The 18384-nt window shown below is 72.9% G+C and carries 14 protein-coding genes; 1 reads left to right on the top strand and 13 read right to left on the bottom strand.

The annotated features are described in order from the left end of the window. Window positions 1-57 precede the first annotated feature (57 nt). The 5 genes from ACICHK_RS31605 to ACICHK_RS31585 form a co-directional block, all read right to left on the bottom strand. The gene (locus tag ACICHK_RS31605) at window positions 58-567 is read right to left on the bottom strand and encodes an O-acetyl-ADP-ribose deacetylase (RefSeq protein ID WP_151473774.1); all 510 of its coding nucleotides are present in this window, start codon (window positions 565-567) and stop codon (window positions 58-60) included. Next, window positions 564-1973, bottom strand: a complete 1410-nt coding sequence (locus ACICHK_RS31600) for an NAD(P)/FAD-dependent oxidoreductase (RefSeq protein ID WP_151473775.1) — start codon at window positions 1971-1973, stop codon at window positions 564-566. Before ACICHK_RS31600 ends, ACICHK_RS31605 begins: the two co-directional genes overlap by 4 nt. 165 nt (window positions 1974-2138) lie before the next feature. Continuing rightward, the gene (locus tag ACICHK_RS31595) at window positions 2139-3005 is read right to left on the bottom strand and encodes an inositol monophosphatase family protein (protein WP_406839544.1); all 867 of its coding nucleotides are present in this window, start codon (window positions 3003-3005) and stop codon (window positions 2139-2141) included. Window positions 3006-3145: 140 nt separating this feature from the next. Continuing rightward, complete coding sequence (locus tag ACICHK_RS31590; protein WP_406839543.1) at window positions 3146-4966, bottom strand: gamma-glutamyltransferase family protein; 1821 nt, start codon at window positions 4964-4966, stop codon at window positions 3146-3148. Between the two features lie 192 nt (window positions 4967-5158). Continuing rightward, a complete protein-coding gene (locus ACICHK_RS31585) occupies window positions 5159-5806 on the bottom strand; it encodes a DUF4232 domain-containing protein (RefSeq protein ID WP_406839542.1) in 648 nt (215 codons plus the stop codon). Between the two features lie 525 nt (window positions 5807-6331). Between ACICHK_RS31585 and ACICHK_RS31580 the strand changes: the two genes are divergently transcribed. Continuing rightward, window positions 6332-7000 (top strand): hypothetical protein, encoded by a 669-nt coding sequence (locus tag ACICHK_RS31580; protein ID WP_406839541.1) that lies wholly within the window; start codon window positions 6332-6334, stop codon window positions 6998-7000. A 20-nt stretch (window positions 7001-7020) separates the two neighbouring features. Here the strand turns inward: ACICHK_RS31580 and ACICHK_RS31575 are convergent, their stop codons facing one another. The 8 genes from ACICHK_RS31575 to ACICHK_RS31540 form a co-directional block, all read right to left on the bottom strand. Then, complete coding sequence (locus tag ACICHK_RS31575; protein WP_406839540.1) at window positions 7021-8547, bottom strand: NCS1 family nucleobase:cation symporter-1; 1527 nt, start codon at window positions 8545-8547, stop codon at window positions 7021-7023. Window positions 8548-8674: 127 nt separating this feature from the next. Next, window positions 8675-9697 carry a TIGR03842 family LLM class F420-dependent oxidoreductase gene (locus ACICHK_RS31570; protein WP_406839539.1) on the bottom strand — a complete coding sequence of 341 codons (1023 nt, stop codon included), beginning with the start codon at window positions 9695-9697 and terminating at the stop codon, window positions 8675-8677. 18 nt (window positions 9698-9715) lie between these two features. Further along, complete coding sequence (gene hydA / locus ACICHK_RS31565; RefSeq protein WP_406839538.1) at window positions 9716-11116, bottom strand: dihydropyrimidinase; 1401 nt, start codon at window positions 11114-11116, stop codon at window positions 9716-9718. 208 nt (window positions 11117-11324) lie between these two features. Next, complete coding sequence (locus ACICHK_RS31560; protein WP_037621540.1) at window positions 11325-12167, bottom strand: nitrilase-related carbon-nitrogen hydrolase; 843 nt, start codon at window positions 12165-12167, stop codon at window positions 11325-11327. A 193-nt stretch (window positions 12168-12360) separates the two neighbouring features. Next, window positions 12361-13950 (bottom strand): PucR family transcriptional regulator, encoded by a 1590-nt coding sequence (locus ACICHK_RS31555; RefSeq protein WP_406839537.1) that lies wholly within the window; start codon window positions 13948-13950, stop codon window positions 12361-12363. Between the two features lie 148 nt (window positions 13951-14098). Beyond that, window positions 14099-15382, bottom strand: coding sequence for an aspartate aminotransferase family protein (locus ACICHK_RS31550; RefSeq protein WP_151473785.1), 1284 nt, complete (start codon window positions 15380-15382; stop codon window positions 14099-14101). Further along, window positions 15379-16221, bottom strand: a complete 843-nt coding sequence (locus tag ACICHK_RS31545) for a nitrilase-related carbon-nitrogen hydrolase (RefSeq protein ID WP_406839536.1) — start codon at window positions 16219-16221, stop codon at window positions 15379-15381. The genes ACICHK_RS31550 and ACICHK_RS31545 overlap by 4 nt, the downstream gene beginning before the upstream one ends. A 309-nt stretch (window positions 16222-16530) precedes the next feature. Then, the gene (locus ACICHK_RS31540; RefSeq protein ID WP_406839535.1) at window positions 16531-17400 is read right to left on the bottom strand and encodes a hypothetical protein; all 870 of its coding nucleotides are present in this window, start codon (window positions 17398-17400) and stop codon (window positions 16531-16533) included. Window positions 17401-18384 lie beyond the last annotated feature (984 nt).

Below are 18384 nucleotides of genomic sequence, written 5' to 3'. Positions count from 1 at the left end.
CCGCTCAGCCCCCGGTCCCCTGCGTCCGGGGCCGGGTCCGGGTCCGGGTCCGGCAGTTCACCCCAGCTGTCCGGCGAACGCGTCGTACGCCCGCTCGTCGAAGAGCACGAAGCGGACCTCCTCGACGTCGGTCTCGGTGGCCCGGACGGTCTCCACCGCGATGCGCGCCGCGTCGTCCATCGGCCAGCCGTAGATGCCCGCGGAGACGGCGGGGAAGGCGACGGTACGGGCTCCGAGCTCGTCGGCGACCCGCAGCGACTCCCGGTAGCAGGACGCCAGCAGCTCCGACCGGTCCTCCTCCCGGGAATGGCGGGGGCCCACGGTGTGGATCACCCAGCGGGCGTCGAGGTCGCCCGCGGTCGTGGCGACCGCCCGGCCGGTCGGCAGGCCCTTGCCGTAGTGGCCGGCGCGCAGCTTCCGGCACTCGGCGAGGATGGCGGGGCCGCCGCGGCGGTGGATGGCCCCGTCGACGCCCCCGCCGCCGAGCAGCGAGGAGTTCGCCGCGTTGACGACGGCGTCGGCGCTCTGCCGGGTGATGTCGCCCTGCACCAGCGTGATCGTGGTCATGACTCCCTCAGCCTCCTCCACACGGCCTTCGCCGCGTTGTGCCCCGACATCCCGTGTACCCCGGGCCCGGGCGGGGTGGCCGAGGAGCACAGGAAGACGGCGGGATGCGGGGTGCCGTACGGGGACAGGGACAGCTTGGGGCGGAGCATGAGCTGGAGTCCGGAGGCGGCCCCGCAGGCGATGTCGCCGCCCACGTAGTTGGCGTTGCGGGCCGCGAGGACGGGCGGTCCGGCGGTCGCGCGGGCCAGCACCCGGTCGCGGAAGCCCGGCGCGAACCGCTCCAGCTGGCGCTCGATCGCGTCGGTGAGGTCTCCGGTCCAGCCGTTCGGGACATGCCCGTAGGCCCAGAAGACGTGCTTGCCCTCGGGGGCACGGGACGGGTCCACGACGCTCGGCTGCACCGTGATCAGGAACGGCGCGTCCGGCGCCCGGCCCTCGCGCGAGGCCGCCCGCAGCGCGGCGCCGATCTCCGCCCGGCTCGCCCCGACCTGGACCGTCCCGGCGGCGCGGGCCTCCTCGGCGGTCCAGGGCACGGGGCCGTCCAGCGCGTAGTCGATCTTGAAGACGCCCGCTCCGTAGCGGTAGCCCTCGTAGTGGTGCCCGAAACCCGCGATGCGGGCCAGCGCCGCGGGCGAGGTGTCGAAGACGTACGCCCGCGCGGGGGGCAGGTCGTCCAGGCGTTTGACCTCGTAGTCGGTGTGGACGGTGCCGCCGAGGTCCTTCAGGTACGCGGTGAGCGCGTCGGCGATGGACTGGGAGCCGCCGCGCGCCACGGGCCAGCCCCGGGCGTGCGCGGCCAGCGCGAAGACCAGGCCGACGGCGCCCGTGGCGACGCCCTCCAGCGGCGCGATGACGTGCGCCACGAGACCGGCGAACAGGGCCTTGGCCCGCTCGTCGCGGAAACGGCGCATCAGCCAGGTCGACGGCGGCAGTCCGGCCAGGCCGAACCGGGCGAGGGTGACGGGGTCCCGGGGCAGCGCGGTCAGCGGCAGCGACATGAAGTCGTGCGCCAGGGTGTCCCACTTGCTCAGGAACGGCGCGACGAGTCTGCGGTAGGCGCCCGCGTCACGGGGTCCGAAGGAGGCCGCCGTCTCGGCCACGGACCGCGCGAGCACCGCCGCCGAGCCGTCCGGGAAGGGGTGCGCCATGGGGAGATCGGCGTGCAGCCACTCCAGTCCGTACCGCTCCAGGGGCATCGCCCGGAAGGCGGGCGAGTTGATGCCGAGCGGATGCGCCGCCGCGCACGGGTCGTGCCGGAAACCGGGCAGGGTCAGCTCTTCGGTGCGCGATCCCCCGCCCACCGTGTCGCGGGCCTCGAACACGGCCACCGAGAAGCCCCGGCGGGCCAGCTCCACGGCAGCCGTCAGTCCGTTCGGCCCCGCACCCACCACGACCGCATCGAGCATCGACGGCACCTTCGGACTCCTTCGTCAGCCGACGGCCACTGGGGATCAGGATATGCCGGAGGACTGACAGCCTTGACGGCACCGGGCGTTGGAAGGAAGCGCCCGGTGCCGTGCGCCGGCCGCGGGAAGGGGGGTCCGGACCCGTGCGGGGCACGGAACTCCCGCTCAGGCGCGGGCCGCCACCCACTCGGGCTGCGCCGTGAGCAGGGCGGTCACCCGGCGGGCCGTGGCCTCGTCCCGGGCGGCCGTGAACGGGAGGGCGTTGCCCCCGGTGACACGGAACGGCTCGCCGTCGAGCGTCAGATGGGCGCCGCCCGCCTCCTCGACCAGCAGCAGCCCGGCGGCGTGGTCCCAGGCGGCTTCCCACGAGAAGGCGGTCGCGTCCAACTCGCCGCGGGCGATGGCCAGATACTCCAGGCCGGCCGAACCGCACGGGCGCGGGGCGACGCCCTCGGTCCACAGTCCGAGGAGCGCGCGCTTCTGCTCGTCCGTGGTGTAGTCCGGGTGGGAGGTCGCGACGACGAGGTCACGGCCGGGCTCGGGCGATCCGGAGCGCAGCGGCACGCCGTCGAGCACGGCCCCCCGCCCCCGGATCGCGGTGGCGAACTGGTCACGGGCGGGCGCGTACGTCCACGAGGCCCGCACCACGCCGTCCAGCACGAGCGCCACCAGGGTGCAGAACCCGGGGTCGCCGTGCACGAACTGCCGGGTGCCGTCGACCGGGTCGACGATCCAGACGGGCGCCGTGCCCTGTATCGCCTCGTAGACCGCCGGGTCGGCGTGCACCGCCTCCTCGCCGACCACGACCGAGCCGGGCAGCAGTGCGGTGAGGGCCGCGGTGAGGTGCTTCTCGGCCAGCCGGTCGGCGTCCGTCACGAGGTCGTGCGGGCCGGACTTCTGGTCGATCTCGTCCGCGGAGAGCTGCCGGAACCGGGGCATGATCTCGGCGGCAGCGGCCTTGCGGACGGCGTCCTCCACGTCGGACGCGCGGTGTGCGAGAAACTCGTCGATGGTTTCGATGTCTTCGATCATGGCTCCATGACAGCACGCGCCACTGACAATCCCCACCCCTCCGGGGTACTCGGGGTGGAATCGCCATGAATTCCCGGGGCCGACGATCATGGATATGTTCCGATGCGCCCCCATACGCCCCGATGCGACCGGTATGCCCCTCAGCGTCCGACCGCGTATCCCTGCATCCCCCGCGGATTGGCCCCCGCCGACAGGACGCCGGTCCCGGGGTCGCGGGCCACCGCGCACAACCGCCCCTCGGACCAGGCCTCGGCGACCGTGACGTCGTGGCCCCGGCGGCGCAGTTCCTCCACGACGTCCGGGTCCATGCGGGACTCGACGGTGAGGCTGCCCGGACGCATGCCACGCGGATAGAAGGAGCCCGGGAAGCCGTCGGTGTGCCAGTTCGGGGCGTCGATCGCGCCCTGGAGGTCGAGTCCGCCGCGCACCCGCGGGCGCAGCGCCACGGCCAGGAAGAAGTGCGTCTGCCACTGGTCCTGCTGGTCGCCGCCGGGGGTGCCGAACGCCATGACCGGCACACCGTCGCGCAGCGCCACGGAGGGCGTCAGCGTGGTGCGCGGCCTGCGGCCCGGGGTCAGGGAGTTGGGCAGCCCCTCCTCCAGCCAGGCCATCTGGAGCCGGGTGCCGAGCGGGAATCCGAGTTCGGGGACGACCGGGTTGGACTGGAGCCAGCCGCCGCTGGGAGTGGCGGCGACCATGTTGCCCCAGCGGTCGACGACGTCCAGGTGGCAGGTGTCGCCCCGGGTGCCCCCGTCGGGCGACACCTCGGGTTCCGCGGCCGCGCGGGCCACGGTCGGCTCCCCCGCGCCGGGCACCGCGAGCGCGTCGAAGCCGGGCTCCCCCGAGGCCACCACGCGCGCGTGCCCGCTCAGCCGCGGATCGCGGCCGCCCGGACCGCCGGGGCGCAGTTCGTACGACGCCTCGTCCCCGACGAGCGCCCGCCGGGCGGCGTTGTAGGGCTCCGACAGCAGGTCGTCGAGCGGCACCTCGGCCGCGTCGCCGTACCAGGCCTCCCGGTCGGCCATGGCGAGCTTGCAGCCCTCGACGAGCAGGTGGACGTACTCGGCGGAACCGTAGCGGGGCAGTTCGGGCGGGAGCAGCGCCAGTTGCTGGAGCAGGACCGGGCCCTGGCTCCAGGGGCCCGCCTTGCACAGGGTCCAGCCCCGCCAGTCGTACGTCGCCGGGGCCTCGTACGTCGCGGACCAGCCGGCCAGGTCGGCGGCCGTCAGGGTTCCGGCGTGGCGCTCGCCGCTGGTGTCCATGGTGGGCCGCCCGGACTGCCGGACCAGGGCCTCGGCGATGAATCCGGAGCGCCACACCTCCCGGGCCGCGTCGATCTCGGCCACCCGGTCCCCCGCGCCGGAGACCTCGTCGAGCAGCCGTCGCCAGGTCGCGGCGAGGGCCGGGTTGCGCAGCAGTTCGCCGGGGCGCGGTGACCGGCCGCCGGGCAGGTACACCTCGGCCGAGGAGGTCCACTCCGTCTCGAAGAGCGCCCGTACCGATTCCACCGTCTCGCCGACGCGTTCCACGGGGGCGTGCCCGTCCTCGGCGTATCCGACGGCGTACTTCAGGACGTCGGCGAGCGGCTTGGTGCCGTGGTCGCGCAGCAGCAGCATCCACGCGTCGAACGCGCCCGGCACGGCGGCGGCGAGCGGGCCCGTGCCGGGAACGAGGTCCAGCCCGAGGCTCCTGTAGTGGGCGATCGTCGCTCCGGCGGGCGCGACGCCCTGTCCGCACAGCACCCGCACGGGTCCGTCCGCGGGGGCCAGGAGGATCGGGACCTCGCCCGCGGGTCCGTTGAGGTGGGGTTCCACGACGTGCAGGACGAAACCGGCCGCGACGGCGGCGTCGTAGGCGTTGCCGCCGTCCTCCAGGACGGCCATCGCGGACTGCGAGGCGAGCCAGTGCGTGGAGGACACCATGCCGAAGGTGCCCTGGAGGGTGGGTCGGGTCGTGAACATGCCTGCCGCCTCACGGTACGGAGCGATCGTCCTCGGCCCCGACTATGGCATCCGCCCGGGTCCGCGCGGCGGGGCGGACGCGCGCCCCGGGGAACGAGGCCCGGGGCGCGGGCGTCCGGTCCGTGGTTCCCGGGGCGCGGGCGTCCGGTCCGTGGTTCCCGGGGCGCGGGCGTCCGGTCCGTGGTTCCCGGTTCAGCGCACGGGCGCCCAGGCCGTGGTCCCCAGCGTGTTCTCGGGGCCGATGTCGAGGGGGTCCGGCAGCTTCAGGGTGACGGCCGGCTGCCCCTTCTGCGGCGCGATACGCAGGGACACGCCCTCCTGGGCCGCCATCCTCCAGTACAGGGAGGCCCGCGCGCTCTCGCCCGGATGGAGCGTGAAGGGCTCGGGCCCCGGGTCGGCGGGGGCCATGGGCACCTCGTCCGTCCCCTCCACCACGCGTACGCCCGTGATCGGCGCGCCGTCCCGGTCGAGCACGTGGACGACGGCCGGGCGGCCGTTCACCTCGTACGGGCGCTTGCCGCAGTCGGTGAGGGTGAGCGTCATGCCGCGCAGGCCCATCGCCGCGTCGACGGGTCCGGCGTCGAGGCGCAGGCCGGACGGCGGGCAGGGGCCCGGCCGCGTCGGCGCGGTCCTCGACGGCCCGGGCACCTCGATGACGAGGGAGCCGTCGGTGGAGGTCCCGGACGGGTACGGGAGGTGGGCGGCGTCGGTCCCGACGACGCTCGGGACGGGGTCCGGGACGGCGGTCCGCCCGGGGTCGCGCTCACGGTCGATCTCGGCGGACAGGCCGCACGCGCCGGCGGCCGCCGCGATCAGGCAGACGAGCAGAACCGTGCGCACCGTCCTCGCCCGGAGGGCGGCGGCACGGCACGGAGCACCGCGCGCGGGTAAGGAAACGGTGGGGACTTCGGACCGGGCCGGAGGTCCGGCCGGGTCCGCCGCGCCGGCCCGTCGCCGTTTCGTCGCGATCATGGGCCGATCATGGCACGGAAGCCCCGTGACGAACACCGCCGCGCGAGGACCCGCGCCCGCCGCGAGGACCGACTCACAGACGTGCGGGGCCAGTTGAGGACGTCCGCGATCAGACGGCCACGCCGGTCGAGCGGTCGGGGCAGACCGCCCGACACCCCCGGATCCCGGTACGGATCAAGCCCGATGCGCCGCGATACGGAGAAAGCAGCGATCATCAGGGCGAACAAATCAGACATCTTGCTGCAGCTTCAGTCAATCGACGCCAAGGTGAGTCACCGTCATCACACGGGCATGACGTCGGCCGACCCTTCCGCACCACGTCACCTCATGTGACACTGGCATCCCGTCCGCAGTGCGGACCTCCTCCGCACCATCCCCCACGAGAAGTGCGCTTTGGGTTCTCTTCCTCTGCCGCTCGCGCTCGCCGCGCGCCTGCTGCCGGTCGCTCTGCTCGCCTCGGCGGGCTGGGCCCTGGCGGCGGGCCCGTCCGAAGCGACCCCCAATGCCGAGGACAAATCGACACAGAAACAGACACCCGACTCACCGTCGGCCCCCTCGGCCTCCGCCGCCGTCAAGACGTTCACCGCCTCGCCCGCCCCCTGCGGCGGCGTCCAGGTCGCGACGATCAAGTCCCTCGTGCCCGGCGCCAAGACGGCCGGCCAGGAGATCGCGTCGACCGACAAGGCGGTGCGCCGCACCTGCTCGTGGAACGCGCTGAAGGGCTTCGACTACCGCTGGCTCGACGTCTCCTACGAGATCAAGGACTCGGAGGCCGCGGCGGAGAAGGCCTACAAGGACCGGGTCGCCGACAAGAGCGGCGGCGGGGCGGTGCCGGGCACGGGCGACGAGGCCTACTCCGTGGTCAACCTCAGCACCGAGGACAAGCAGCAGACCCGCGAGGGCGTGGTGATCGTCCGGGCGTCCAACGCACTGGTGGTCGTCACCTACAACGGCAGCGACTTCGAGACCAAGAAGGCGCCCGGCACGGAAGAGATCAACAAGGGCGCCATCAAGGCGGCCAAGGAGGCGACGGCCACGCTGAAGGGCGGCCAGAAGAGCTGACCGCCCTCCGCCCGCCGCGGTCAGGCCGTGACCGCGGCCTTTCCGCGTGACAGCGTCAGGACCAGGTACAGCACCATCGACGTGCCGAGGCCGACCGCCCATCCGTAGTCGGCGAGCGGCTCCAGCGCCGGGACGGGCCGTCCGTCGACCAGGGGGTGGAAGTCCGCCCCTCCGACGGCCAGGACGCCGCCGGCGACGAAGGCGGCCACGGCCCGCCAGTTCCAGCCGCCGTCGTACCAGTACCGGCCGCCCGTGCGGTACAGGTCGGCGAGGTCGAGCCTGGTGCGGCGCAGGATCCAGTAGTCGGCGATGAGGATGCCGGCGACCGTCCCCAGCAGACCGCCGACCAGGCCGAGCCAGGTGAAGATGTAGCCCTGGGGGTCGGAGTACAGCTTCCACGGGAGGATCAGCACTCCGAGGACACAGGTGACGAGCGCGCCGGTCCGGAAGCTGATCTTCCGTGGGGCGATGTTGGAGAAGTCGAAGGCCGGGGAGACCAGGTTGGCCGCGATGTTCACCGACAGCGTCGCGACCAGCACGGTGACCAGCGCGAAGACGATGCCGACGACGTTGTCCGTCTTGGCCGCCAGCTGGACCGGGTCCCAGATCGCCTCGCCGTACACGGCCTGCGAGCCCGAGGTGACCATGACGGACAGGAAGGCGAAGAGCGTCATGGTGGTGGGCAGCCCCAGGGCCTGTCCGACCGTCTGCGCCCTCTGGCTCCTTCCGTACCGGGTGAAGTCCGGGATGTTCAGCGACAGGGTGGACCAGAAGCCGATCATGCCCATCAGCGAGGGCCAGAACAGCTTCCAGAAGTCCCCGCCCCAGCCGAGCTTCGACGGCTGGTCGAGCAGCGGCCCGAAGCCGCCCGCCTTGTCGCTCATCCACCACAGCATCACGCCGGCGCCCACGAGCACGAACGGCGCGGCCCAGTTCTCGAACCGGCGGATCGTCTCCATCCCGCGGTAGATGACGGCGACCTGGAGCACCCAGAAGAGCGCGAACGACAGCCACATGGTCCAGGCGTGGCCGCCGATCTCGGAGGCGTTCCGCCAGCCGTCGCCGAAGAGCTTGCCGGCGAGGAAGTAGATCGCCTCACCGCCGATCCAGGTCTGGATGCCGAACCAGCCGCACGCCACCAACGCCCGTACGACAGCGGGGAGGTTGGCCCCGCGGACCCCGAAGGAGGCGCGGGCGAAGACCGGGAAGGGGATGCCGTACTTCGGCCCCGCGTGCCCGGTGAGCAGCATCGGGACCAGCACGATCAGGTTGGCGAGCGCGATGGTGAGGACGGCCTGCTTCCAGTCCATGCCGACGGCGATCAGGCCCGAGGCCAGCGTCCAGGAAGCGGTGTTGTGGGCCATGCCGACCCACAGGGCCGAGAAGTTGTACGTGGTCCAGGTGCGTCTTTCGACCGGAACCGGGAGCAGGTCGTCGTTGGCGTAGGGACCGGTGGGAGCGGGAGCGTCGGGCGCGATCTCCACCCGGCCGTCGGGGAGCGTGACTTGTCCCGCGGGCGGACCGCCCGGGGAGACTATTTCTGTCATGAGCAGGCCAATCAATGAGGAGTGACGGGAAAGGCCGTGCGGGGACGACTCGGGGGGGTGCGCGTGGTGCGCCCTGATCCCCTTCCCGGAACGGCGGGAAGGGGAGACTGAGGGAATCGGCCTTCGGTCAAAGCCCGTTGACGGCGGGGATGACCCGCGCTCCGTACGCGTCGATCGTGGCCTCCTGGGCGTCGTGCATGTCGTAGACCGCGAACTGGTCGACGCCCAGGGCGCGCAGGGCGTTCAGCTTCTCGATGTGCCGCTCGGCCGAGCCGATCAGGCAGAACCGGTCGACGATCTCGTCGGGCACGAACGCGGTGTCGGGATTGTCGGCGCGTCCGTGGTGGGAGTAGTCGTAGCCCTCACGGGCCTTGATGTAGTCGGTGAGTTCGTCGGGAACGGCGGCCGAGTGCTCGCCGTACTTGGAGACCAGGTCGGCGACGTGGTTGCCGACCATGCCGCCGAACCAGCGGCACTGCTCGCGCGCGTGGGCGAGCGCCCCGGGCGAGTCGTCCTCCGTGATGTACGCGGGCGCGGCCACGCAGATCTTCACCTCGGACGGGTCGCGCCCGACACCGGCCGCCGCGTCCTTGACCGCCTTGACCATGTATTCGGTGAGGTAGAGGTCGGCGAGCTGGAGGATGAACCCGTCGGCCTCCTCGCCGGTCATCTTCAGCGCCTTCGGGCCGTACGCGGCCATCCAGACCGGCAGTTCGGCCCCGGGACGGACCCAGGGGAACTTGACGACCGTGCCGCCGAGGTCGGCCTCCTCGCCCCGGCCGAGGGCACGGATGACCTTCATCGCGCCGCTGATCCGGGCCAGGGTGTTGGGCTTGCGTCCGGCCACGCGCATCGCCGAGTCGCCGCGCCCGATGCCGCACACCGTGCGGTTGCCGTACATGTCGTTGAGCGTCGCGAAGGTGGAGGCGGTGACCTCCCAGGTGCGGGTGCCCGGGTTGGTGACCATCGGGCCGACCGTCAACTTCTCGGTGTTGGCGAGGATCTGACTGTAGATCACGAAGGGTTCCTGCCACAGCACGGCCGAGTCGAAGGTCCAGCCGTACGTGAAGCCGTTGGCCTCGGCCCGCTTCATCAGGTCGATGACACGGGAGGCCGGGGGGTCTGTCTGCAGGACGAGTCCGAAGTCCATGGCGCCACTCCTGGTCGCTCAGAGAAGGTACTGACAGGTGGAACGGGGGGTGTAGACGCCGTGGCCCGCGCGTCCGGTGAACTCCCGGTCGGTGATGACCGCCTCGCCGCGCGAGAGGACGGTCTCGACCCGTCCGGTCACGCGCCTGCCCTCGTACGCCGAGTAGTCGACGTTCATGTGGTGGGTCTCGGCCGACAGGGTCTGCTCGGCGTGCGGGTCGTAGATGACGACGTCGGCGTCGGCGCCGGGGGCGATGGTCCCCTTCTTCGGGTACAGGCCGAACATCCGGGCCGGGGTGGCGCAGGCGATCTCGATCCAGCGGCGCCGCGAGATGTGCCCGTCGACGACCGCCTGGTGGAGCAGGTCCATGCGGTTCTCGACGCCGGGAAGCCCGTTGGGGATCTTCGAGAAGTCACTGCGGCCGAGTTCCTTCTGGCCCACGAAGCAGAACGGGCAGTGGTCCGTCGAGACGACCTGGAGGTCGTTGGTGCGCAGACCGCGCCACAGGGCCGCCTGGTGCTCCTTGGGACGGAGCGGCGTGCTGCACACGTACTTCGCGCCCTCGAAGTCCGGTTCGGCGAGGTTGTCGGTCGACAGGAACAGGTACTGGGGGCAGGTCTCCCCGAAGACGTTCAGGCCCTCGTCGCGGGCCCGGGTGAGTTCGGCGACGGCCTCGGCCGCCGAGACGTGCACGACGTAGAGCGGGGCCCCCGCGACCTGGGCCAGCTTGATCGCGCGGTGGGTGGCCTCGGCCTCCAGCAGCGCCTTGCGCACCTCCCCGTGGAAGCGCGGGTCGGTCTCGCCGCGGGCCAGCGCCTGTTCGACGAGCACGTCGATCGCGATGCCGTTCTCGGCGTGCATCATGATGAGCCCGCCGTTCTCGGCGGAGCGCTGCATGGCGCGCAGGATCTGGCCGTCGTCGCTGTAGAAGACGCCCGGGTACGCCATGAACTGCTTGAAGGAGGTGACCCCTTCCTCGACCAGCAGGTCCATCTCCTTGAGCGTCTCCTGGTTCACGTCGGAGACGATCATGTGGAAGCCGTAGTCGATGGCGCAGTTGCCGTCCGCCTTGGCGTTCCAGGCGTCGAGGCCCTCGCGCAGGGAGCGGCCGACGCTCTGGACGGCGAAGTCGACGATGGTGGTGGTGCCGCCCCAGGCGGCGGCCCGGGTGCCGGTCTCGAAGGTGTCGGAGGCGAAGGTGCCGCCGAAGGGCAGTTCCATGTGGGTGTGGGCGTCGACGCCGCCCGGGATCACGTACTTGCCGGTGGCGTCGATGACGCGCTCGGCCGTCCACGACCCGGCCGCGGGCGTGCCCGTCGCGGCGAGGGCGGCGATCCGGCCGTCCTCGATCAGGACGTCGGCGTGGATCTCGTCGGACGCGGTGATGACGAGACCACCCCGGATGACGGTACGGCTCATGCTCCCTCTCCTTCCGGTCGTGCGTGCGCTGAGGGGGTTGCGGGGCTGTCGGGGGCTTCGGGCGGCGCCGGGGCCGGCGCCGCCCGCGGGTGACGGAGCCCGTGGGGCGGTTCGCGGGAGGGCCCGTGCCGGATGCCGTGCCGCGGGCCGGGCGCTCGGTCCACCGGACCCGCGGCACGGACGGCCGGCGCGCGCCGGGCCCGGACGGTCAGGGCGCGGTCAGCGGCCCGTACGCGCCCGGGGCGCGGTCGCGGTAGAACTGCCACCGGTCGCGGACCTCGCGGAGCCTGGCCATGTCCAGGTCGCGGACGACGAGTTCGCTCTCCTTGTCGCTCGCCACCTCGCCGACGAACTGGGCCTCGGGGTCCACGAAGTAGGAGGTCCCGTAGAAGTCGTTGTCGCCGTACTCCTCCTGCCCGACCCGGTTGATCGCACCCACGAAGTACTCGTTGGCGACGGCCGCGGCCGGCTGTTCCAGCTGCCAGAGGTAGCCGGACAGGCCGCGCGAGGTGGCCGAGGGGTTGAAGACGATCTCCGCTCCCGCGAGACCGAGGGCCCGCCAGCCCTCCGGGAAGTGCCGGTCGTAGCAGATGTAGACGCCGATCCGGCCGACGGCCGTGTCGAAGACGGGCCAGCCGGAGTTGCCGGGACGGAAGTAGAACTTCTCCCAGAATCCCGGTACTTGGGGAATGTGGGTCTTGCGGTACTTGCCCAGGTAGGAGCCGTCGGCGTCGATCACGGCAGCCGTGTTGTACAGGACGCCGGGCTGCTCCTCCTCGTACATCGGCAGCACGAGGACGAGACCCAGTTCCTTCGCCAGCGCCTGGAAGCGCCGGACGATGGGACCCTCGGGGATCTGCTCGGCGTACGCGTAGAACTCCTTGTCCTGGACCTGGCAGAAGTACGGTCCGTAGAACAGCTCCTGGAAGCACAGGACCTGGGCGCCCTGCGCGGCCGCGTCGCGGGCCGCCTGCTCGTGGACCTGGATCATCGATTCCTTGTCGCCGGTCCACGCGGTCTGGAAGACGGCGGCGCGGATCACTCTGCTCATCGGGACCTCCGGTCGCTCGGTGTGCGAGGAGACTAGAAAGCCCCGGAGCGTTCTTTGAGTTGCACCGTGTCACGTCCGAAGTGCTGTGCCGTTCCACGGTGTCACCTCCGTGCTCTGCCGTGTTGCGCCTGAATGGTCTTGTGTTTCACCGCTGTTGCCCGCCGGATCGGCGCCGCTCGCGCGGACCCTCGTGTCACCGTTGCTGCGCGTCGTGCGCGAGCAGGGCGATGTGGACGGAGGCGGCCTGTTCGAAGTCGTCGAGGTCGATGCCGAGGCGCTCCTGTATGACCTCCAGACGGCGGTAGAGCGCGGGGCGGCTGACGTGGTGGAGCTGCGCGGTGCGCGACTTGTTGCGTCCGGTGGCGAGGTAGGTCCGCAGGACGGGCAGGAGCCGCGGGTCCGCCCGCGGCCCGCAGAGCAGCCCGTCGAGTTCGCGTTCCGCGAAGGACTGGACGTGCGGGTCGTCCCGCAGCAGCCGGACGAGTCCGCGCAGGTGGACGTCGCGCAGCCGGACCAGTACGGGCCGGTCCTGGTCGGCGGGCGTGCCGGCGGCGGCCTCGGCGACGTGCAGGGCCTCACGCAGTCCGAAGGGCACGTCGTCCCAGGCGGTACGGGGTCCGGCGGCGGCCACGACGGCGGGGACCCCGGTCTCGTGCCGCAGCCGTACGGCGAAGTGCTCGGCCAGCGCCTCCGCGTCCTGGTCGCGCGGGAGGCTGAGCAGCAGGGCGGTGGCCCCCTCGGACAGCTCGGCGACGAGCCCCGGCAGGCCGAGCAGCCGGAGCACCTGGTCGAGCCGGGCGGGGTCGCCGCCCCGTACGACGAGCGGCACGAAGGTGCGGCGGTTCACGGGCAGTCCGGCGGCGCGCGCCCGCGGCAGGAGCTGGCGGGCCGGTACGACCCCGCTCACCAGGTCGGTGAGCAGGCCCTGCGCGGACTCCTCCTCCCAGGAGTGGGCGGGGCCGCCGAGCATGCGGTGCAGGACCAGGGCCTCGGCGGCGCGGTCGGCGAGCAGCCGCCCGGTCGCCGCGTCGCCCCGGTGTCCGCACAGCAGGAGGCGGCCCCATCTCTCCCCGCGGCCGCCCAGTTCGGCGCGGATCCATCCGTCGCCCTGGTTGCCTCCCCCAGTGCCTGAAGGGCCTGGGTGGTATCCCCATGCCTGCCGGGCGATGCGGTCCCAGTCGCGCAGGACGTCGTCGACGGCGGAGCGTTCGCCCGCGGTGGCGAGGACCCGGTGGGCGAGGTTGGTGACGACGACGGGGCAGGCGGCGTGCACGGCGATCTCGTCGAGCAGGTGCTGGAGCGGGGCACCGGTGGTGATCAGGGCGGTGAGCGCGGTGCGTACGGCCTCGGAGAGGCTCACGGCCGCGAACTTGTGCCGCACCAGCCGGGACTGGACCTCCTCCGTCAACTCGACGAAGGGGAACGGACGGTGGAGCACCACCATCGGCAGTCCACAGCGTTCGGCGGCCCGGCGCATCACGTCCGGGGGCGCCGGGAAGGCCCGGCCGAGTCCGAGGACGACGGCCGCGGCCTCGGCACGGTGCAGCGAACGGATGTACTCGGCCTGGGCATCGGGGTCGCCCGCGAGCAACACCCCGGTGGTGAGGACCATTTCGCCGCCGCTGAGCATGACGCCCACGTCGGCGGCCTCGGCGACGTGCACCCAGCGGACGGGCCGGTCGAGGTGGCCGGCGCCGGCCACCACCTCGGGCTCTCCGGCGAGCACCCGGTCCAGGGCGAGGACCTGGCGTACCGAGAGGGCGGGTTCCAGGGCGGTGGTCATGGCGGATTTCCCCTTCGTCCGTGGCTCGGTTCGCCTCCGGAGCGCTGCGGCCGGCCCCGGGGAACCGCCGCGCACCCGGACCTCCGGGTCCTCGCGCGCCGGGTCCCGGCACCACCGCCCCTTCGGCTCACCCGCCCCTGATCGTCTGCTACTGGGCCCTCCTCAGGGCGTGTTCCAGGATCGACGCGCCCTCCTCCGCCTCCGCGACGGTGAGGGAGAGCGGCGGGGCGATGCGCAGCACGCTGGTGTCGTGGCCGCCGCCCTTGCCAATCAACAGGCCTTCCTCGCGGGCCGCTTCGAGCACCGCCGCGGCCGCCCGGGGGTTCGCGCGGTCGGTGCCGGGCTCCACCAGTTCGATGCCGATCATCAGTCCGCGCCCGCGCACCTCGCGCACCCCGCCGAACTGGGCGGCGACCGCGCGGAGCCGTTCGATGAGCAGGCCGCCGACGCGCCGGGCGTTGCCCTGGAGGTCGTGTTCGAGGAGGTAGGTGAGGTTCGCGAGCCCCGCCGCCATCGTTACCGGCGAACCGCCGAAGGTCGAGATGGAGTTGGAGTCGAGGCAGTTCATGATCTCGGCGCGGGCGACGACCCCGCCGATGGACATGCCGTTGCCGATGCCTTTGGCGAAGGTGAGCATGTCGGGCGGCCCGGAGGCGGCGTGGGCCCCCCAGCCCCAGAAGTGCTCGCCGGTGCGGCCCCAGCCGGTCTGCACCTCGTCGGAGATCCAGAGGACGCCGTGCTGCTGGAGCACCTCGCGGAAGGCGGCGTACAGACCGTCGGGCGGCGCGGTGAAGCCGCCGACGCCCTGGATCGGTTCGGCGATCAGCGCGGCGGGCGGGCGGACGTGGCCGAGCAGGTCCTTGAGGTCCTCGACGCAGGCGTCGGTGAACGCGGCGTCGTCGAGGCCGGCGTAGGGGCCGCGGGTGCGGACGCCGCCGTGCACGTACAGCGTCTGGAGCGGTGACAGGGAGGTGGGTGACCAGCCCTTGTTGCCGGTGATCCCGACCGCGCTGAACGACCGTCCGTGGTAGCTGTTGCGCATGGCGAGGATCTGGTTGCTGCGCCGGTGGGCGGTGGCGAGCAGCAGGGCCGTGTCGTTGGCCTCGGTCCCGGAGGTGGTGAAGAAGACGCGGGCGTCGGGGATGCCGGACAACTGGGCGACGCGTTCGGCGAGTTCGACCATCGGCCGGTTGAGGTAGAGCGTCGAGGAGTGGATGATCCGGCCGGCCTGTTCGCTGACGGCCTTCGTCACCTCGGGCAGGGCGTGCGCGGTCATCGTGGTGAGGATGCCGCCGAAGAAGTCGAGGTACTTGTTGCCCCTGGCGTCCCAGACGTGCCGGCCCTCGCCGTGGGTGATCTCGATCGGGTCCTCGTAGTAGAGGGCGAGCCAGTCCGGCAGGACGGCCTGGTGGCGGGTGTACAGGTCGGTCATGGCCGCACCAGCCCTTCGTAGGCGTCGGGGCGCCGGTCGCGGTAGAACGCCCACTGCTGCCGTACTTCCTCGATGAGGCCGAAGTCCAGGTCCCGGACGACGAGTTCCTCGGTCTTGTCGTTCGCCGTCCCCCCGACGAACTGTCCGCGCGGGTCGACGAAGTACGAGGTGCCGTAGAAGTCGTTGTCGCCGTACTCCTCCTGCCCGACCCGGTTGATCGCGGCGATGAAGTACTCGTTGGCGACGGCCGCCGCGGGCTGTTCCAGCTGCCAGAGGTAGGCGGACAGGCCGCGGGAGGTGGCGGAGGGGTTGTACACGAGCTGGGCGCCGTTCAGGCCGAGCTGCCGCCAGCCCTCGGGGAAGTGCCGGTCGTAGCAGATGTAGACCCCGACCTTGCCGACGGCCGTCTCGAAGACGGGCCAGCCGAGGTTGCCGGGCTTGAAGTAGTACTTCTCCCAGAACCCCTTCACCTGCGGGATGTGGTGCTTGCGGTACTTGCCGAGGTAGGTGCCGTCGGCGTCGATCACGGCCGCGGTGTTGTAGTAGAAGCCGGACTGCTCGACCTCGAAGACGGGGACGACGATCACCATGCCGGTCTCGCGCGCGAGCTCCCGCATGCGGGTGACGGTGGGCCCGTCGGGGACCGGCTCCGCCCAGGCGTAGTGCTCCGGCTCCTGGACCTGGCAGAAGTAGGGAGCGTTGAAGACTTCCTGGAACCCGATGACCTTGGCGCCCTGCCGGGCCGCCTCACGGGCGTGTTCCTCGTGCTTGGCGACCATGGATGCGGTGTCGCCGGTCCAGGTGGCCTGGACCAGGGCGGCGCGTACGACGTTGCCCATGAGCTGCTCCTTCGACGGGACGTCAGAGAGCCTCTACGCCCGTAGACAAAGGCTGTGGAGGCTCGAACGTAAGCCTCCCGGACAGCCTTGCCAAGACCATTGTCGTCAACCCGTCGAGTCGATCACGTTTCTGACCCTCACGGGTGAGTGACGTGGCCGGTGGAGCCCGAGGTACGGCCGATCGGAGGACCGGGCGGCGGCCGGCGCCCGCGGGCGCGCCGCCGTCCGCGAGCGGGGGCGGGCGCGGACGCGGGGGCCGGGGAAGGGCGGGTAGGGCCGGGCGGCGCGGCCCTCCCGCCGGGTGGAGGGTCACACCGTGAACCCGGCGACGCGCAAGGCGTGGACCAGGTCCCACAAGCACGCGTCGGACACGCCCCGGGCCGCCCGCAGGAGGAACGGCACGAGGCGCTCCGGGTCCGCCTCGGCGCTCCGTGCGGCCTCCTCCGGGGCGCGCACGCGGACGTACGCGTCGAGGAGGGCGTCGATCTCGCGTCCGCGGCCCTCCTCGGCGAGGCCGAGCACGGCGGCGCCGATCTCGGGCGCGGGCCGGGCCACGCCCTGGCGCAGCAGTTGCCGGCCGTCGAGGGTGCGGTCGGCGGCGGTGAGCGCGTCGGCCGCGGCGACCAGCCGGCCGACGGGCAGCGAGGCGGCCTCCCAGAGCAAGGTGGCCCAGTCCGCGTCGAGGCCGGCGCGGTGCAGTCCGGCGGCGAGCAGGGGGAAGCGGGCGGGGGGCCAGTACGCCGCTTCGACCAGCAGGGCGTGCGCCTCGCCGCTGCGGCCTTCGCTCCGCAGCCGGGTGAGCGCCGCGACGGTCGCCGCGGTGAGCTGCCGTGCCTCCTCGTCCGGCGGCTCCGGCTCCGCCGTCGTGTGCGGGCGCACGGGTTCCTCGGCGGCCCCCGCGAAACGTGCGCCCCGGGGCGTCCGCCCGCCCCGCGCGGACGGGTCGGGCAGCACGGGGGCCGTCTCCGGTACGACCGCGGGCGCCACGTCCGGCTCGGCCATCCCGGCGAAGCGGGCGCTGCCCCTGCGGCGCCGCTTGGGCCGTTTCGCCCCGGGGCCGGGCGGGTTCCCGCCGTGCGCCCGGGCGGGCTCGGCGGCCCGGCCGTGGACCTGCTCGGCGTGACCGCCCGGAACGGAGTCCGCCGAAGAAAACCGGTGCCCGGCCCCCTCACCGACCACCGACCGAGGACCGGCGCCCGCCCCGGCGCCAGCGGCCGGCCCGAAGCCGGGGCCGGCTTCCGAAGCGAGCGCCGGCCCAGGTCCGGGACCCGTTCCCGGGCCGGGGACCAGTCCAGGACCGGGACCCATTCCCGGGTCGGAAGCCGATCCAGGGCCAGCAGCCGGTCCGAAGCCGGAGGCCGGTCCAGGACCAGAGACTGGTCCAGGGCCAGGGCCAGGGCCAGGGCCCGTTCCCGGACCGGGGCCGGGGCCGGGGCCGGGGAGAGTGTCTGGAGCTGGCGTCGGTCCGAAGCCGGAGGCTGGTCCGGGGCCGAAGGCCGGGCCGGGGTTGAAGGTCGGTCCGAAGGCGGGGGCGGCTTCCGGGGTGGGCGCGGGGCCAGGGCCGGGGCCCGTTTCCGGGCCGGGGCCGGGGCCGGGGGCAGTCTCCGGAGCAAGCGCCGGTCCAGAGCCGGAGGCCGGTCCAGAGCCGAAGACTGATCCGGGGTCGAAGGTCGATCCGAAGCCGGGGCCGGCTTCCGAAGCAAGCGCCGGCCCCAAGCCGAAGGCCGGTCCAGGGCCGGATACCGATCCAGGGCCAAGACCCGTTCCCGGGCCGGGGCCAGGGCCGGGGAGAGTGTCCGGAGCTGGCGTCGGTCCGAAGCCGGAGGCTGGTCCGGGGCCGAAGGCCGGTCCGAAGGCGGGGGCGGCTTCCGGGGTGGGCGCGGGGCCAGGGCCGGGGCCCGTTTCCGGGCCGGGGTGTGGGGCGCGGTCGGCGGGGCGTGCGACGGTGTCGCGCGCATCCCGCTTCGCGCCGGAGTGTGCGCCGGGCGCACCCGTCCCCCCGTCGTGTGGGGCACCTCCCGCGGACGGCCTCCCGTCGGACCGGCCGCCTCCCGCCGGGTGCCGTCCGGGCAGGTGGCCTTCCGAAGGGGCCGCCCGGCCCTCCGGGTGCGGCGCCCCGGCGCCCCCTCCGGCCGCCGGAGCCGGGAAGCCCGGCGCGCCCCG

The sequence above is a fragment of the Streptomyces sp. AHU1 genome, from assembly GCF_045343905.1.
GTDB classification, from domain to species: Bacteria; Actinomycetota; Actinomycetes; order Streptomycetales; family Streptomycetaceae; genus Streptomyces; species Streptomyces triticiradicis.
The sequence above is the reverse complement of the archived record's forward strand: the minus strand, read 5'-3'. Positions and strand labels throughout refer to the sequence as shown.

Excerpts from the sequence above, each read along its gene's own strand:
- hydA (WP_406839538.1), bottom strand. The coding sequence starts at position 11,116 with ATGAGCCGTACCGTCATCCGGGGTGGTCTCGTCATCACCGCGTCCGAC.
- ACICHK_RS31560 (WP_037621540.1), bottom strand. The coding sequence starts at position 12,167 with ATGAGCAGAGTGATCCGCGCCGCCGTCTTCCAGACCGCGTGGACCGGC.
- ACICHK_RS31570 (WP_406839539.1), bottom strand. The coding sequence starts at position 9,697 with ATGGACTTCGGACTCGTCCTGCAGACAGACCCCCCGGCCTCCCGTGTC.
- ACICHK_RS31575 (WP_406839540.1), bottom strand. The coding sequence starts at position 8,547 with ATGACAGAAATAGTCTCCCCGGGCGGTCCGCCCGCGGGACAAGTCACG.
- ACICHK_RS31595 (WP_406839544.1), bottom strand. The coding sequence starts at position 3,005 with ATGATCGAAGACATCGAAACCATCGACGAGTTTCTCGCACACCGCGCG.
- ACICHK_RS31545 (WP_406839536.1), bottom strand. The coding sequence starts at position 16,221 with ATGGGCAACGTCGTACGCGCCGCCCTGGTCCAGGCCACCTGGACCGGC.
- ACICHK_RS31600 (WP_151473775.1), bottom strand. The coding sequence starts at position 1,973 with ATGCTCGATGCGGTCGTGGTGGGTGCGGGGCCGAACGGACTGACGGCT.
- ACICHK_RS31555 (WP_406839537.1), bottom strand. The coding sequence starts at position 13,950 with ATGACCACCGCCCTGGAACCCGCCCTCTCGGTACGCCAGGTCCTCGCC.
- ACICHK_RS31605 (WP_151473774.1), bottom strand. The coding sequence starts at position 567 with ATGACCACGATCACGCTGGTGCAGGGCGACATCACCCGGCAGAGCGCC.
- ACICHK_RS31590 (WP_406839543.1), bottom strand. The coding sequence starts at position 4,966 with ATGTTCACGACCCGACCCACCCTCCAGGGCACCTTCGGCATGGTGTCC.
- ACICHK_RS31550 (WP_151473785.1), bottom strand. The coding sequence starts at position 15,382 with ATGACCGACCTGTACACCCGCCACCAGGCCGTCCTGCCGGACTGGCTC.